We start from the raw sequence: 14,621 nt of genomic DNA on the forward strand, positions 1-14,621 counted from the left end.
GTCAGCAGGCAGTCGAGGCTGCTGTCGGCCGCACGGTGTCTTCGCTGCGAGACCTCACTCACGACGAGGGCTATTCGCATGCTGAATCGACGCGGCGGGTCTCGGCAGGGGGGAGAGCGCTCCACTTTGCTCTGGGTGTCGGCGACGATCGAAAACTGAACAGTTTCGTCGCGGTGGTTTCCAGCGACCGTTGCAAACAGGGACAACCCGAAGGGAGTTCTCGTCTGTCGCCTCGTCGTGTCAAGAAGGGGCCCGGCCGGCGGCCGATGACGGAGAAGCGGCGTCGGTTCCAGGAGCTGATCGCCCAGGGTTGGCCATTGGATGGCGCGTGCCGGGAGGTGTGGATCGGGCGGTCGACTGGTCACCTCTGGAAGAACGGCGCGGTGGTGCGTCGCAAGGATGGGACAGTCAAGGTCGTGCCACCGCTCGAGCCGCTCGCCGCCCGTGTCATCTCGCCTCGCTTCCTTTCACCGTCCGACTCGCGATCGTCCAGCGACTCCCGTGGATCAAGCGGCAGCGCGAACAGCTCCAGAAGGCTGAGCGGCAGACCAAGCGGCAGATGCTGTCGGGAGAGACCCACTACGTGTGGGGCGAGCGCTACATCCTCGACGTGTCCCGCACGAGCGGGCACTTCAGCGTCGAGCCGAAGGGCAAGACGCTCTGGGTCGTGACGCCCGAGGGCACAGATGCTGACGGGCGACTGGCCGCGCTGGATCGCTGGTACCGGCGAGAGCTGAAGGCCGCCGTGCCGCCGATCCTGGAGAAGTGGCAGCCGATCATCGGGGTGGAAGCCGACAAGGTCGTCGTCCGGCGCATGAAGACCAAGTGGGGGACTTGCGTCGCCAACTCCCGCACGATCTGGCTCAACCCCGAACTTGCCAAGAAGAACCCGCGCTGCCTGGACTACATCGTCGTCCACGAACTGACGCACCTGCTTGAGCGCGGCCACGGCGAGCGCTTCGTGGCCCTGATGGATCAGTTCATGCCAGACTGGCGGAACCGCCGCGACGAGCTAAACGAGGCGCCACTGGCCGAGGAGACGTGGACGTGATCGGTGCCGGCTTTGCTGGGGGCAGCGGGTGCGGTTCTGGACAGAGCTCGAACGAGGACCCGGCCGAATGACACTCGAGGAGGATCTTGCCGAGTGGGTCGCCAGCAGGTTCTTCTGGCAGAAGGATGCCGTCGCCCGCTTCTGTCGCAACGAGGGCCTGTCCGCGGAGGACGTCGCGACCATCGCCGACCACCTCATCGCCCGCACCTTCCCACCTTCGCCCGGAATCACGGCACAGGACGTGCCCGGTACGTCCGAAAACGGTGAGCCCGTCCGACTCCTGGCCGTAGCCGATGTTTCCGGTGTCAACGCCCTGCTGCCAGAACAACGACTCGCCTTCGGAGAATCTGGACTCACGATCATCTACGGCGACAACGCCAGCGGAAAGTCGGGCTACGCCCGCCTCATCCGTCAGGCGGTCACCGCCCGTGTCAAGGCCGAGCTGCTTGGCGACGTCTTCGCCAGCCAGCAGAGCGATCAGAGTGCCTCGTTCACGTTCAAAGTCGGCGACAGGTCGCGAGACTGGTCACTGGGGAACTCAAGCTCCCACGAACTCTCGGCCGTTCGCTTCTACGACGAAGAGTGCGGCGACGCCTACGTAACGGCAGCGTCCGAGATCAGCTACAGGCCGTCCGCGTTGACCCTCTTGGACCGACTGTCCCACGCATGCGAAGAGGTCCAGCAAGAACTGACCCGGCGCCTCTCGGCTAACGCCGCATCACGCCCGGAGCTGCCATTGCTCGCCAGCGGCACCCAGGCGAGGGCCTTTCTGGATTCGCTCAGCGCTGAGACGACGCAGGCCCAGATCGACGAAGCGACGGCGCTTGAAGCGGGGCACGACACCGCCCTGTCGCAGAAGCTCCAGGAACTGGCGCGCCTGGATGGAAGCGATCCCAACAACGAGAAGGCCCGTCTGCGCCAACTCGCGGCGCATTGGGGCACGGTCAATGAATACGTCGACCGGCTCAGTTCGGCTGTGGACGGCGACGCGCTCAACCAGCTGAGCGAGGACAAGAAGAAGGCGCTTGAACTGCGTGCCGCTGCGAAAATCGCTTCGGAGAGGACGTTCGATGCCGAGCCCCTGCCGGGCGTCGGGTCTGCCGCGTGGCGTGCACTCTGGAATGCTGCTCGCACGTACTCGACAACGGCCGCGTATCACGAGCACACGTACCCCGCTACCCAGGACGGGGCGGTCTGCGTTCTCTGTCAGCAGCCGCTCTCCCCGGAAGGCGCTGACCGCCTAATTCGCTTCGAAGCGTTCGTCATGGACACCACTTCGCGCGAAGCGGACGCTGCCGAGCGCGACCTGACACGGCAACGGGATCGGGTGGCGCTGCTCCAGGCACCTCCCGTCGCAGTAACGACGGCCCTGGGGCACTTGCAGGCAGGCGGTCAAGACGTCGCTGCCATCGAGACCTGGATCGCCACCGCAGCCACAGTCGCAGCCGAGTCAGTCGAATGGCTCGACGGCAGTCGCGAGGACCAGCCGGCGCCCTGCTCCGCCTCACCAACTGCAGCGATCCAGGAACGTCAGCAGGCGCTTACGGATGCCAGCGCGGCCATCGACGCGGAGACCTTCAACGAGAAGGTTCGTGCCCTGAAGGTCGAGGTTGCCGAGGCGCAGGCGCGCCGGCAGTTCGCGGAGGCTAAAGAGAACCTCGCCGCCGAGGTGGAGCGACTGAAGGCGCGTGCCAAGATCGAAGCCGCCCGGCGACAAACTGATACGACCGGCATCACTCGCAAGGCCACGACGCTCACGACGGAGCACGTCACGAGCGTGGTCCGCGACCAGTTCACCCGTGAGACCGAGCGACTCCATCTTCGCAAGGTGACGCTCGATCCAACCGGCGGTCGTCGTGATGCAACCTTGGAGCACCAGCCGAGATTGTTGGGGGCGACGCTCAACGCCGACATCGACGACGTTTTCTCCGAGGGCGAACAAACAGCCCTCGGCCTGGCTGGCTTCCTCACCGAGGTGGAGTTCGACGGCTCCAAGTCCGCCGTCGTATTCGACGACCCAGTCTCTTCGCTTGACGCGGGCCGACGCTCGCGCGTCGCCAGACGACTCGTGGAGTTGGCTCAGGATCGACAAGTCATCGTGTTCACGCACGAAGCCACGTTCGTCAATGGGCTCAACAAGGCTGCGCGTGATCTTGGCGTCGCGGTGACCGAGCGCGCCATTCTCCGCCAGGGCGAGCGCCCAGGACTCGTAGCGGACAAGCACCCATGGAACGTGAAGGACATTCCGTCGCGCATCGACTGGCTGACGGCTGAGCTCGCTCGCCTACGGGGACAGCGGGACCAGCTCGACTCCGACGAGTACACGCGTCGCGCCCAGGAGTGGGGTGGTCGTTTGTCTCAAGCGTGGGAGCGGGCAGTCAACCTCAACGTTGTCAACGAACTGGTCGACCGTGGCACAAACGAGGTCAGGCCGCGAATGTTCAAGATGCTCGTCGGGATCACCGAGCAGGATGACAACGACTACCAGTCCGGCTACGCCCAGGCGTCGGAGTGGGCGCCGCGCCACGATCAGGCTCCAGAGACGAACTTCATCGCGCCGGAGCCTGACGAACTCGAGGCAGAACTTGTCCGCTTCAAGGACTGGGTGGCTCGCATCAAGCGGTATGGACGATGACTCGTAAAGCCGCCCTCAAGCTGTCGTTTGCGCCGGACGACTACCTCGCGACGTGGCAGCTCCCGACCGCCGCGGGCGGGACGTTCGAGGCGTATGGGGCGCTGACCGTCGAAGCCGGGAAGCCACCGAAGGGCACGACTCACGGCGACTTCGACGATGCGCTTGAGCACATGGCTCCCGGTGTGACCGGGTTCCCGCAGCACGTCGACGCGCCCGTCGTGACGGGCAGGCTGTCGAACGGCGCGAGCGTCATCCTCATCAACGCTCGCGTGACCTACTGGGTGTCGGACCAGGCGATCATCAACGCGGCGGCCGCAATCATCACCCTCGCTGACGTGGCGTCCGAGGGGGCGCTCTTTACGCAGTGCGAGGTGCAGATCGGTGGACTCGATGCCATCGCCGGTGTCCCGCCGATCAAGAACACCAAGTTCCCGAAGGGGATCGCGGGGACGTGGGCGGCCGAACTGGATCCGAAGGACTTCCGGCAGGAGTGGAATGACACGGACGCCACGGTCGGCCTGACGTACTTCGGCTCGTTCCGCTCGTTTGATCCCTACACCTTCGGCATGGGCTTCAGCCCGGTGGCGTGGTGCAGGCTCGAGCAGCCGGTGCCGCTTCGCCAGCTTCTCGACGACTGGGTGACGCCGCTGCGCCGGGTGGTTTCGATCGCCACCGGCCGCGCCGAAGAGATCACCTACCTGAGCCTCTACCCCGGCTCCGACGATGGGCCGGAGCACAAGGCCAGCTGTTCGGCCTGGGGATTACGCAGGAGCCGTTCGAGTCCTCGCGTGACGAGATCGAGAAGATCATGTCACCCTTGCGACTCAAGGCCGATGGCGTCTCGCTGCTCCAGTTGGTGCGAACCTGGCAGAAGCTTGAGTCAGATCACCACCCGCTGGTGGAGACCTATGGGGCGATGCTGCACGCGCGCGACCAACATCCGCGCTCGCGCTTCCTCCTGCTCCTTCAGGCAATCGAAGGCGCCCACGGGTACGAAACGAAAGCCTCGTATGCCAGACGTCAGAAGAAGCACGCCGAAGATCGCGACCAGGTCATCGCGCTGGCGAAGGGTTCGCTCGACGCCAAGCAGCTGAAGTTTCTGGAGCGCAACATCAGCAAGCGGCCGCCAGGTGGGCTTGAACCGGCGATCAACTGGCTGGCGAGGAGGCTCCCGGGCGACGTGAAGGGGCAGTTGGAGGCAACGCCGCTGGTTACTGCGACCAAGGCGGCGCCAGTCAACGCCAGGAATGCCGCCGATGCGCTCCGGATCATCCGCAACGATCTTGCCCACGGCACGAAGGGGTACGACGCCTACGAGCTGCAGCAGGTCGTCGCGGTGCTAGAGCGAATGGTGCGTGCCCATGCCCTAGACCTGCTTGGTTGCCCCGACAAGGTAGTTGGCCGGGTTCTTACGGCCTCGTGAAGGCGGCTGCGGCGGGCCTCGGTGAGCAGGTGATACCCGCGTCGCTGCAGTCTTACCGCCTCCGGCCTTCCGCGACGACCAGGTCAGGCTGGCCCGTTGCCCCAGCGCCCGGAGACCTCCGGTTGCGCTGCTGCAGGGCCGTGTCCGCGTTCCTTTGTGATCGTCGGACCTCGCCTGGGACTGCTGCACGGGACAGTCGTTCCATGCAACGTCAATCGAGTTCCGTGCCCGCCGGACCTTCTCAGCACCTCTCGCAAAGGGCCTGATTTCTCGCAGGGGTCGCGGGTTCAAGTCCTAGGGTCGGATCCGGCGGACGACAGCGCCGCAGGCGCTGAGGAATCGACACCCGCTGCGGAACTGTCGGGCTTCTCGTACGAGCATCCGACTCGCGGGACGCGCTCCCACCAGGTCACGGATGACTCGCTGCCGATCGCGCGATGTGCATTCAGCGCGTGGAAACTGGAGAGGAGAGGACGAGTGCGCTCATGCGCGTCGTGAATCGCAGCCTCCGACGCGGCGAGTGCTTCGCCGGCGAAAGGGCTACTGACTAGCGTGCAGGGTGGCGGGGCCGCGTGGGCGATGTCCTCCGTGATCGGCGTGCGCGTCTCGTACTCGCCTTACTTACAGGCGACGACGACGTTTCCATCCAGGACTGTTGGTCAGGGTCCGAGGTTTGGCCGAGTCCGTTGCGGAGCCAACCGGTATACATGGGCTTCTGAGAGGTGTCCGAGGTCGTCGGTCGTGCCTGGCATAAGTGACGACATCAGCTGCCGGTCCATCCGCGGGCTTCGGCGCGCTTGCGGGCGAGGTCGGCCAGGCGGTCGGAGGCGGCCTGTTGGTAGCGCATCGCCGCGTGGCTCGTCGAGTGGCCGCCGAGGGCCATGAGTTCGGCGAGGGTTGCGCCATGTCGGGCGGCTTCGGTGAGTGCACCGTGGCGGAGGTCGTGGAAGCGGAGGTCGTCGCGGCCGGCGATGCGGCGGGCCTCGTACCAGCCCCAACCCTTTGTCGGGATCTTCCCGCGGCGCTTCTTCGCCGCCTTGCCGTAAAAGGCGCTGGGGGAGAGGTGGCCGCCGTTGGCGCCGGGAAAGATGAGGCCGAGCACGCCTGGCTCGGCGTGGCGCTTCTTGTGCTCGATGACGGCGTCGACGATGTCGGGTGGGATCGGGACGTCGCGGATTCCGGCTTCGCTTTCTGGTGCCTTCGCGATGACGCCGGCTGACGTGGAACGCACGACGCCGCGGCGAACGTGGATGATGGCGTTCTTCGTGTCGACATCGTGCCGACGCAGCTCGGCCAGCTCGCCGAAGCGGAGGGCGCAGCCGTCGGCGAGCAGGACCATCAACCGATGGCGTTCCGGCATGTTGACGAGGATCGTGGTGATCTCGTCCAGGCTGGCGGGCCGGACCAAGCGTTTGCGGCTAGCGGACCCGCCGCCGGAGATGCCGCACGGGTTGAAGGGGATCAGCGGCGTGCCGTTGTTCTTGGTCGGGTCTGCTGCCGTGCGCATGATCGCGCGGAGAAGCGAGTAGGCGTGCGCCTGGTAGGTCGGTGTCTCCGGCGCCGCCGCGTCGTACCACCGTGCCACAAGCTCGGGAGAGATGTCCTTGAGAGCGATGTCGCCGAAGGTCGGAAGGATGATCCGATCGAGCAGATCCTGGTAGTGATCCCGCGTGCGGTCGGCCAGTGGCTGACCTTTCACCTTGCGGGCTGCTAGCCATCGCGCGGCATACTCGCCGAACGTCAGGCGCGAAGCGCTTCTCGCGGCGCCACGCACCGACGGGGGAGACCAGGTCCCTTGCGAGATTGCACGGCGTTCGTCCACAAGCCACGCTTCAGCGTCGCCTCGGGTGGTGAAGGTGTGCGGGGCGTTGTGGCGCAGCTGGGAACCGTCGTCGGTGACGCGTCCGGTGGGGTCGGTATAGCGCGCGCGAAATCGTCCGCTCGGCAACCGCTCGATCTGGCCGAACTGGCGCTTCTCAGGTGCGCGAGGCATACCGACCCTCCCCGTGTCGTGGTCTATGCGTGGTCTTGGGATGGCCACTCGTGGTCTTGAATGAGCACCTTTGGGCCGCTCCGTTTGAGGGCTAAAGGCACAGGTCAGATTATTAGTATGCGAAGTTTCGACGAACGAAGCAAGGCGGGTCGCACTGGTTCGAACCCAGTATCGCCCACCGCTACAGGGCCCCTGACCTGCGAAATCGCAGGGTCTGGGGCCTTTCGTCTGCCCTCGTGGGCACGTGGCGTGTTGCGGCAGTTCCGCACATGGGAGCGTGGACCGTCGGGGCTACCTCGCGCGGCGCGTCGGACGTTGCGTGGAATGTCCGTCACGAGACGGCACGGCAACCAGCGGACGGTCGTGGCAAAAGCGCGGTTCGCGCCTGCTCGCCGACGGGCTGACGCTCACGGACATGACCAGGTATCCCCAGCCGGTCGGGTTCCCCGCGGTGTGAGGTTAGGCGTCGCATGGACGGGCTCGACATCGAGGAGCTCAGGCTCAAGCGGGCCGAACCCCTCGAGTGACGCCGACGACGAGGACGGAACCGGTCATCGGTCGTCGACCTTGCGGCCCCATCCGATGTTAAGGGGGGCCGTGAGAACGGCAACACCGGCTTCACCCGCCCGGTTGCGGATCGTCTCGTCCAAGGTGGAACGCATCCTGGCGCGATCATGCTCGCTGACGCCGACGTCGTCCAGGATGATCCCGGCGATCGGGTTGCTGGAGAGCATCCAGTCCCAGGCTTCCTGGCCCGTGGACAACATGAGTCGTTCCTGCTGGGTGGTGTCGACCTGCACATTCTGGAGGCCCGCGGCAACAAGGCGCTCACGCAGGACGTCGGGGTCGGAGAGCTGGAACTCCAACGGGGGTGGATCGGGCAGCCCTTCGAAGTCGGGGGCTACGGTCTGCAGGGCGGAGATGAAGCCCTGCAGAGCCTCGAATTCCGCGGGCGAGCCGTAAGCGATGACCAGGACATGCCCGCCGGGCTTGGTCACCCGCACCATCTCGCACAGGGCCTCCGCCTGGTCCGGGACGAGCATGACCCCGAACTGGGACCCGGTCACGTCGAAGCGATCGTCCTCGAGATCGAGGGCGTGGGCGTCCATCACCCGTGCGGTGGCGTTGGTGAGTCCCTCGGTGCGGGCTCGTTCCTCGAACTGGGCGACCATCGCGGGTGCCCAATCGGTCGCCAGGACGGTGGCTCCCAGGCGGGCGGCGGTCAGTCCCAGGCCGCCCGGGCCCGCGGCGACGTCGAGGAACGCTTCGTCAGGAGTCAGCCCGACTAGGCGAAGTGCAGCGGCCGAGAGCGACTGTTCGCCCGGCGCGACGTGCTCGGCGTACGCGGCGGCGATCGCGTCCCACGCCTCGGCAGGCGCGAACTCCGCGTGCTCGGCGGAGGTGTCGTGGACGGTCATCTCAGTGACCCCCTTCGGCGTCGTGGGCTTTCGCAATCTCAGCCCGGGTGTCGGTCGTGATCGACGCTAGGCGGCGGAGGCGCGGGTGTGCATCGGACGAACCAACCAGCACAGTGGACCGACAATGGGTAGGACGGCCGATGCGTTGCCGCCGTTCGCCTGGCTCGAAGGTCGCCGGGAGTGCCGTCGGACAGGGAGGTGTCCCGCGTGGGCGTGGTCGAGGATCTGGTGCGGGCGCGAAGGGACTTCGAGCAGGGGGAGTGGACTGCCGCCCTCGACATCTGGTCCGACTCCGCGCCCGACGAGATGAGCGCGGATGACCTGCACGCGGCAGGGCTGGCGGCGTACCTGCTGGGGCGCCGCGACGCCTGTGTCGACTTCCACCAGCGCAGCTTCGCGCTGTACGAGCAGGCGGGGGAGACGTCTGGTGCGATGCGCTGCTGCTTCCACCTCGCGATGATCTTCGGCAGTGGCGGTGAGCATGCGCTGGAGAGTGGCTGGACCACCCGCGCCGAGCGGCTGCTCCAGGGCGTGGACGACGACGCGGTCGAGCATGGATATGTCGCTCTCCTGCACATGTACCGCCACCTGGGAGCGGGGGACGTTCCCGCCGCGGCTGAGTCCGCGCAAGAGGTCACCGTCGTGGGGAGGCGGTGCCGGGACGCCGACCTGCTCGCACTCGGCCTGAGCAGCCAGGGAAGGCTTGCGATCTACTCGGGTCGTGTCGGCGACGGGTTGGCGCTCCTTGACGAGGCGATGGTCGGTGCTGCGGCTCATGAGCTGACGCCGGTGGTCTTCGGCCACGTCTACTGTGCCGCCATCGAGGGGTGCCAGGAAATTGCCGACTTCGGCCGCGTGGCCGAGTGGACGTCGGGCCTGCACCGTTGGTGCAGCGCGCAGCCCGGCCTCGTGGCTTTCACCGGCCAGTGCTCGGTGCACCGAGGACAGCTGATGCGCGTGCATGGCGCCTGGCCCGAGGCGCTGGACGAGTTCGGGAGCGCGATCGACCGCTACCGCCTGGCCGACTCGCCGGCCGCGATAGGTCTCGCGGAGTCCGAGCGGGGGGACGTCCTACGCCAGTGTGGGGAGTACGACGAGGCCGAGGCGGCCTACCAGCGGTCGAGTGAGCACGGTCACGACCCGCAGCCAGGGCTGGCGCTGCTGTGGCTCGCGCAGGGGGCGGACGACGCCGCGCTGGTCGCCGTACGGCGGCTCGTCGCCGAGGAGTCGGAGCTGGTCGCCGATTGCCGGCTGCTGCCACCGGCGGTCGACGTCCTGGTCGCCGCTGGCGCCCTGGAGGAGGCCCGTGCCGTCGTCGCCCGGCTGCACCGCGTGGCCGCGCACGTGGGCACCGAGGCGCTGCATGCGTACGCGGCGTTCGCCTCGGGCCTGACGGAGCTCGCCTCGGGACACGCCGCTGGGGCATTGCCCCTCCTGCGCAAGGCGCGCCAGCTCTGGACCCGTGCGCAGAACCCCTACGAAGTCGCGCGAGTGCGACTCGTGACTGGTCGCGCCCTGGGCGAGCTCGGGGATGCACAGTCTGCTCGCCAGGAGCTAGAGACCGCGCGCGCCACGTTCCGCGAGCTGGGGGCGGCGCCGTCCACCGCGGAGGCCGACCGACTGCTGCGCCCGGCTGACCGTCCGGCTGGTCTGACGGAACGCGAGGTCGAAGTCCTGCGATTGGTCGCGTCTGGCCGGACCAACACCCAGATCGCGAGGGCGCTGGTGCTGAGCGAGAAGACGGTGGCTCGTCACCTCTCGAACATCTTCGTCAAGTTGCAGGTCGAGTCCCGCACGGCCGCGGCGGCGTACGCCTTCGAGCACCGACTCGTGTAGGCGCTGACACCGTCTGTCGCAATCGGACCGCCCGTCACACCGTCCGCGGGTCGAACCCGAACGGCAGCTCGAGTCGATGGGCGCGCATGAAGTCCTCGTCGGCGAGCAGCTTCCGAGTGTCGCTGTCGGCGACCACGATCCCGTCGGTGAGCACGACGGACCGTGGGCACAGCTCCAGGGCGTACGGGAGGTCGTGCGTCACCATCAGAACGGTGACCGACAGCGACCGCACGATGTCGGCGAGCTCGCGACGCGCCATCGGGTCGAGGTTCGAGGACGGTTCGTCCAGCACCAGGATCTCCGGCTCCATCGCCAGGACCGTGGCGACGGCCACCCGTCGCCGCTGCCCGAACGAGAGATGGTGCGGCGGGTGGTCGGCGTATGCGGCCATGCCGACCTGCTCCAACGCGTGCTGGACCCGACGTTCGAGGTCCTCGCCCCGTAGTCCGTGGTTGGCCGGGCCGAAGGCGACGTCGTCGCGGACGGTGGCGGAGAACAGCTGGTCGTCGGGATCCTGGAAGACGATGCCGACGCGCCGCCGGATCTCCCGGAAGTTCCGCTTCTCGACGGCCAGGCCCGAGACCGCGACCGTGCCGGCGCCGGGGAGCAGGATTCCGTTGAGGTGCAGAACGAGCGTGGTCTTGCCCGCGCCGTTTGGCCCCAGGAGGGCGACCCGCTCACCGGCATGGATGTGCAAGTCCACGCCGTACAGGACCTGGCTGCCGTCGGGGTAGGCGTAGGCCAGCCCCCGGACGTCGATGACCGGGACGCTCACGACCCACCACCGTGCGGGTCGTGACCACGCGACAGCATCGCGAGGTGGACCCGTTCGCCGCGCTCGTACGAACGGATGAAGAGCGCCGAGGCGGTACGACCGAGCACCCCCCACTGGCGGAACGAAGAGGCGCGAAACCCCCGTGACTCGCGCGCGATGCGCATGCGGCGCATCTCGTCGGTGACGACGTCGAGGTAACGAATCATGAAGGACATGATCTGGACCATCTCGTGAGGCAGTCGCAGCCGACCCAGGCCGGCAAGGAGGTGGTGCGGTTCGGTGGTCGCCGCGAGCGTCAGGCTCGCCACGACGCCGATCGTCGCCTTCATCAGCAACGACGCGGCCGCCTCGAGCCCGTGCTCACTCACTGTCAGGCCGAGGAACGTCGTCTTCGGTCCGGTCGCGATGAACGGCATGAGGACTGCGAACAGGACGATCGGGACCTCCACGAGCATCCTTGGGAGCAGGAAGCCGAACGGCACGCGCGCCACGACGATCAGCGCGAGCAGGAGGGTGGCGTAGACCCCGAAGACGGGGTACGCCGACCCCGGAGTGGCGACGACGACGATCATGAACCCCAGCAGCGCAAGGACCTTGAGGTGTGCGGGGACGCGGTGGACCGGGGAGTCTCCTGAGAAGTACAACCTGTGTCCGTGCGCTGCGGCCATCTCGAGGCGGGTCTCAGGCGGAGTGATGGCCGCGGCGTCGCGCGACCAGGGCGACACCCCCGGCGATCACCAGGACCAGGACGGTACCGGTGACGCCGGCGACCGCGCCGGAGAGTCGGGGGTCGTCGACGCCCTTGGTCGAGTAGTCCTCCATCGGGCTGCCGGCCGAGGACTTGTGCTCCTTCGCTGTGTCGAACCCCTTGTCGGTGGCGACGTACTCGAGCCCGTCCGGGCGGCTCGAGGCGTAGTAGCTGACGAAACCGGCGAGTACGAGTGCGATCAGCAGACCGACGAGGACGACGGCACGGGTCGAGACCGACTTCCGGTGTGACCTCATGCCGCCGACCCGCTCGGATGGCGCAGCTCGAGGGTCCGCGTCTCCATGGCAGGGCGTGCGCCGTACACGAGGTCGGGGCGCACCGCGAGCACGGTGCTGACGACGAGCCCCGTGATGAATGCCTCGCCCACCCCGATCAGGCTGTGCCAGCTGACCATCGCGGTGGCGAGGGATCCCAGCGGGATCGGCGCCTCGCCGCCGATGGCGTAGAGGCCGGTGAACGCGAGAGCGGCGACTGGGACCGAGACCAGCGCGGCGAGCGCCGCAGCCGGGGCGACCAAGGTCAGCCGGTTCGGCAGCACGGCCCGGAGCAGCAGGAAGACGAGCCATCCGACCCCCACGCCGACGAGCGCCATCAGCGTGATGTTGGTGCCGAGGGCCGTGATGCCCCCGTCGGCGAAGAGGAGGCACTGGACCAGCAGAACCGTGCTGATGCACAGCACCGCGGTCCAGGGCCCGACCAGGACGGCCGCGAGAACACCGCCGAGGAGGTGCCCGCTCGTACCGGCGCCGACCGGGAAGTTGATCATCTGTGTCGCGAACACGAATGCCGACACCAGTCCCGCCATCGGGGCAGTCCGTTCGTCCAGCTCACGGCGCGCGCCCCGGAGGGCGAGGCCGACGCCGACGACGGCGACGACACCCGTGGCAACCGAGGTCGGCGCGTCCAGAAAGCCGTCGGGTACGTGCATCTGTCGACTGTACGGCGAGGGGTCCGGCCGGGCCATCCGACACGAAACGGCCCTCGTGCAGGTGCCGTGGCATTCGTCAACGGAGCACCACGGTGCCATGCGCGGTCGTACGCTGAGCACGTGCCGGACTGGCCTGCAGAGTACGAGACGTTGCGCGACGCCGACCGCGAGCACGATCTGCCGGCCGAGGACCTCGAGCGCCTCGCGGTCGCTGCCTTCATGCTCGGCCGCGACGACGAGGTCGTGCCGTTGCGCGAGCGTGCCCTGCACGACTACGTCGCGGGCGGACGCCGTGCGGACGCCGTCGTGTGCGGGTTCTGGATCGGGTGGCACCTGATGATGCGCGGCGACATCGCGCAGGCGCAGGGATGGACGGCGCGATTGCGGCGGCTCGCGGACGACAACGACCCGCGGGTGCAGGGCATGCTGGCGCAGCAGGCCGCGGTGGCACGCATGTGGAGCGGAGACCCCGCCGGCGCGCTCCCGGACTTCGAGCGCTCGGTCGAGATCGCGGCGCGTGACCGCGAGACCGACGTCCTGGTGCTCGCGCTGCTCGGACGTGGGCGGTGCCTGCACCTGCTCGGCCGCGACGCGGAGTGCACGGCCGTGATGGACGAGGCGATGACCTACGTCTCCGCGGGCCGGGTCCAGCCTCAGGTCGCCGGCCTGCTGTACTGCGCGGTCATCGACATGTGCATGGGCCACTTCGACCTCGCGCGTGCGCAGGAGTGGACGCGTGCCCTGACCGCGTGGGTCGACGATCACCGCGGTGCCGTCGCCTACCGCGGGACCTGTCTCGTCCACCGTGCGGAGATCCTTCAGCTGCGGGGCAACTGGAGCGAGGCCGCCGAGCGAGCCGACGAGGCGTGCGTGCTCCTCGACGTACGGCCGGAGCCGGCCGTGGCCGCGGCCCACTACCGCGTGGGCGAGCTCGCGCGACTGCGCGGACGCCTGGCCGACGCGGAGTCGGCTTACCAGCGGGCGTCCGAGCTCGGCCTCGAGGTGCAGCCCGGGCTCGCGCTCCTGCGGCTGGCCCAGGGGAGGCCCGATGTGGCGCTGGCCGGACTCGATCGCGTGCTCGGGGAAGAATCTGACGATCCCCGTGCACGTCCGCTGCAGCTCGCGGCACGGGTCGAGATCTGCCTCGCTATGGCTGACGTCGGAGCGGCCGAGGACGCCGCCGCCTCGCTCGCATCGATGGGTGGACCCGACGCTCCGCCGTTCCTGCGGGCGCTCGTCGAGCACGCGAGCGGCGCCGTCCTCCTCGCTCGTGGGGACGCGCGAGCAGCGTTGCCGAGACTGCGACGGGCGTGGACGCTCTGGCGCGACGTCGATGCGCCGTACGAGGCGGCACGGGCACGCAGCCTCGTCGCGCGGGCCTGCGGCGGTCTGGGGGACACCGACGCCGCCGTGATGGAGGCCGACGCCGCACGCGCGGCGCTCGACCGGCTGGGAGCCGTGGGGACCCCCTTCGGCGTCGCAGGCGACGCCGCGGCGTCCGGCCCCCTCTCCCCGCGTGAGCGGGAGGTGCTCCGGTTGGTCGCGACCGGTGCGACGAACCGTGCCATCGCGGCCGAGCTCGTCCTCTCGGAGAAGACCGTCGCGCGGCACCTGAGCAACATCTTCGGCAAGCTCGCACTCCCGAACCGTGCCGCCGCGACCGCGTACGCCTTCGAGCACCGCCTCGTCTGAGCACCTCGTGGGCAGAACTACCCATGTGCCCGGCGTCGGATTGGTGCGTCCGACGGAAGCGGCGCCGCTCCCTGCGCTCCTAGCGTCGAACCCGACGACGA

At 68.1% G+C, this 14,621-nt stretch carries 12 protein-coding genes; 6 read left to right on the plus strand and 6 right to left on the minus strand.

Annotated features, from left to right (window positions below; genetic code table 11):
- Positions 1-328: 328 nt before the first annotated feature.
- The 4 genes from HCT63_RS19555 (at position 329) to HCT63_RS20770 (ending at position 5,109) form a co-directional block, all read left to right on the plus strand.
- Positions 329-1,051 (plus strand): SprT family zinc-dependent metalloprotease, encoded by a 723-nt coding sequence (locus HCT63_RS19555; protein ID WP_167008858.1) that lies wholly within the window; start codon positions 329-331, stop codon positions 1,049-1,051.
- 67 nt (positions 1,052-1,118) lie between these two features.
- Positions 1,119-3,686, plus strand: a complete 2,568-nt coding sequence (locus tag HCT63_RS19560) for an AAA family ATPase (RefSeq protein ID WP_167008861.1) — start codon at positions 1,119-1,121, stop codon at positions 3,684-3,686.
- Positions 3,683-4,780, plus strand: a complete 1,098-nt coding sequence (locus HCT63_RS20765) for a hypothetical protein (RefSeq protein ID WP_167008864.1) — start codon at positions 3,683-3,685, stop codon at positions 4,778-4,780. The genes HCT63_RS19560 and HCT63_RS20765 overlap by 4 nt, the downstream gene beginning before the upstream one ends.
- An 86-nt stretch (positions 4,781-4,866) precedes the next feature.
- Positions 4,867-5,109 carry a hypothetical protein gene (locus HCT63_RS20770; RefSeq protein WP_167008867.1) on the plus strand — a complete coding sequence of 81 codons (243 nt, stop codon included), beginning with the start codon at positions 4,867-4,869 and terminating at the stop codon, positions 5,107-5,109.
- Positions 5,110-5,872: 763 nt separating this feature from the next.
- Here the strand turns inward: HCT63_RS20770 and HCT63_RS19575 are convergent.
- Positions 5,873-7,057, minus strand: coding sequence for a site-specific integrase (locus HCT63_RS19575; protein ID WP_208322525.1), 1,185 nt, complete (start codon positions 7,055-7,057; stop codon positions 5,873-5,875).
- A 596-nt stretch (positions 7,058-7,653) separates the two neighbouring features.
- Entirely contained in the window at positions 7,654-8,520 is an 867-nt protein-coding gene (locus tag HCT63_RS19580; protein WP_167008871.1) for a class I SAM-dependent methyltransferase, read from the minus strand.
- Between the two features lie 207 nt (positions 8,521-8,727).
- On the opposite strand from HCT63_RS19580, the gene HCT63_RS19585 reads away from it, so the two are divergent.
- Positions 8,728-10,356, plus strand: a complete 1,629-nt coding sequence (locus HCT63_RS19585; protein WP_167008874.1) for a helix-turn-helix transcriptional regulator — start codon at positions 8,728-8,730, stop codon at positions 10,354-10,356.
- 34 nt (positions 10,357-10,390) lie between these two features.
- Here HCT63_RS19585 and HCT63_RS19590 read toward each other — a convergent pair whose 3' ends face one another.
- Genes HCT63_RS19590 through HCT63_RS19600 form a run of 4 tightly spaced genes read right to left on the minus strand, consistent with a single transcriptional unit; the run spans position 10,391 to position 12,828 of the window.
- Positions 10,391-11,131: an ABC transporter ATP-binding protein gene (locus HCT63_RS19590; RefSeq protein WP_167008877.1), complete on the minus strand. Its 741-nt coding sequence runs from the start codon at positions 11,129-11,131 to the stop codon at positions 10,391-10,393.
- Entirely contained in the window at positions 11,128-11,799 is a 672-nt protein-coding gene (gene cbiQ, locus HCT63_RS19595; protein WP_167008880.1) for a cobalt ECF transporter T component CbiQ, read from the minus strand. Before cbiQ ends, HCT63_RS19590 begins: the two co-directional genes overlap by 4 nt.
- Before the next feature lie 13 nt (positions 11,800-11,812).
- Entirely contained in the window at positions 11,813-12,136 is a 324-nt protein-coding gene (locus HCT63_RS20315) for a PDGLE domain-containing protein (protein ID WP_208322526.1), read from the minus strand.
- The gene (locus HCT63_RS19600; RefSeq protein ID WP_208322527.1) at positions 12,133-12,828 is read right to left on the minus strand and encodes an energy-coupling factor ABC transporter permease; all 696 of its coding nucleotides are present in this window, start codon (positions 12,826-12,828) and stop codon (positions 12,133-12,135) included. Before HCT63_RS19600 ends, HCT63_RS20315 begins: the two co-directional genes overlap by 4 nt.
- Positions 12,829-12,948: 120 nt before the next feature.
- On the opposite strand from HCT63_RS19600, the gene HCT63_RS19605 reads away from it, so the two are divergent.
- Complete coding sequence (locus HCT63_RS19605; RefSeq protein ID WP_167008883.1) at positions 12,949-14,520, plus strand: LuxR family transcriptional regulator; 1,572 nt, start codon at positions 12,949-12,951, stop codon at positions 14,518-14,520.
- The last annotated feature ends 101 nt before the right edge of the window (positions 14,521-14,621 follow it).

Source organism: Mumia sp. ZJ430 (genome assembly GCF_011751845.1).
Lineage (GTDB): Bacteria > Actinomycetota > Actinomycetes > Propionibacteriales > Nocardioidaceae > Mumia.

Coding starts and splice junctions, on each gene's coding strand:
- HCT63_RS19580 (WP_167008871.1), bottom strand. CDS start 8,520: ATGACCGTCCACGACACCTCCGCCGAGCACGCGGAGTTCGCGCCTGCC.
- HCT63_RS20765 (WP_167008864.1), top strand. CDS start 3,683: ATGACTCGTAAAGCCGCCCTCAAGCTGTCGTTTGCGCCGGACGACTAC.
- cbiQ (WP_167008880.1), bottom strand. CDS start 11,799: ATGGCCGCAGCGCACGGACACAGGTTGTACTTCTCAGGAGACTCCCCG.
- HCT63_RS20315 (WP_208322526.1), bottom strand. CDS start 12,136: ATGAGGTCACACCGGAAGTCGGTCTCGACCCGTGCCGTCGTCCTCGTC.
- HCT63_RS19560 (WP_167008861.1), top strand. CDS start 1,119: ATGACACTCGAGGAGGATCTTGCCGAGTGGGTCGCCAGCAGGTTCTTC.
- HCT63_RS19600 (WP_208322527.1), bottom strand. CDS start 12,828: ATGCACGTACCCGACGGCTTTCTGGACGCGCCGACCTCGGTTGCCACG.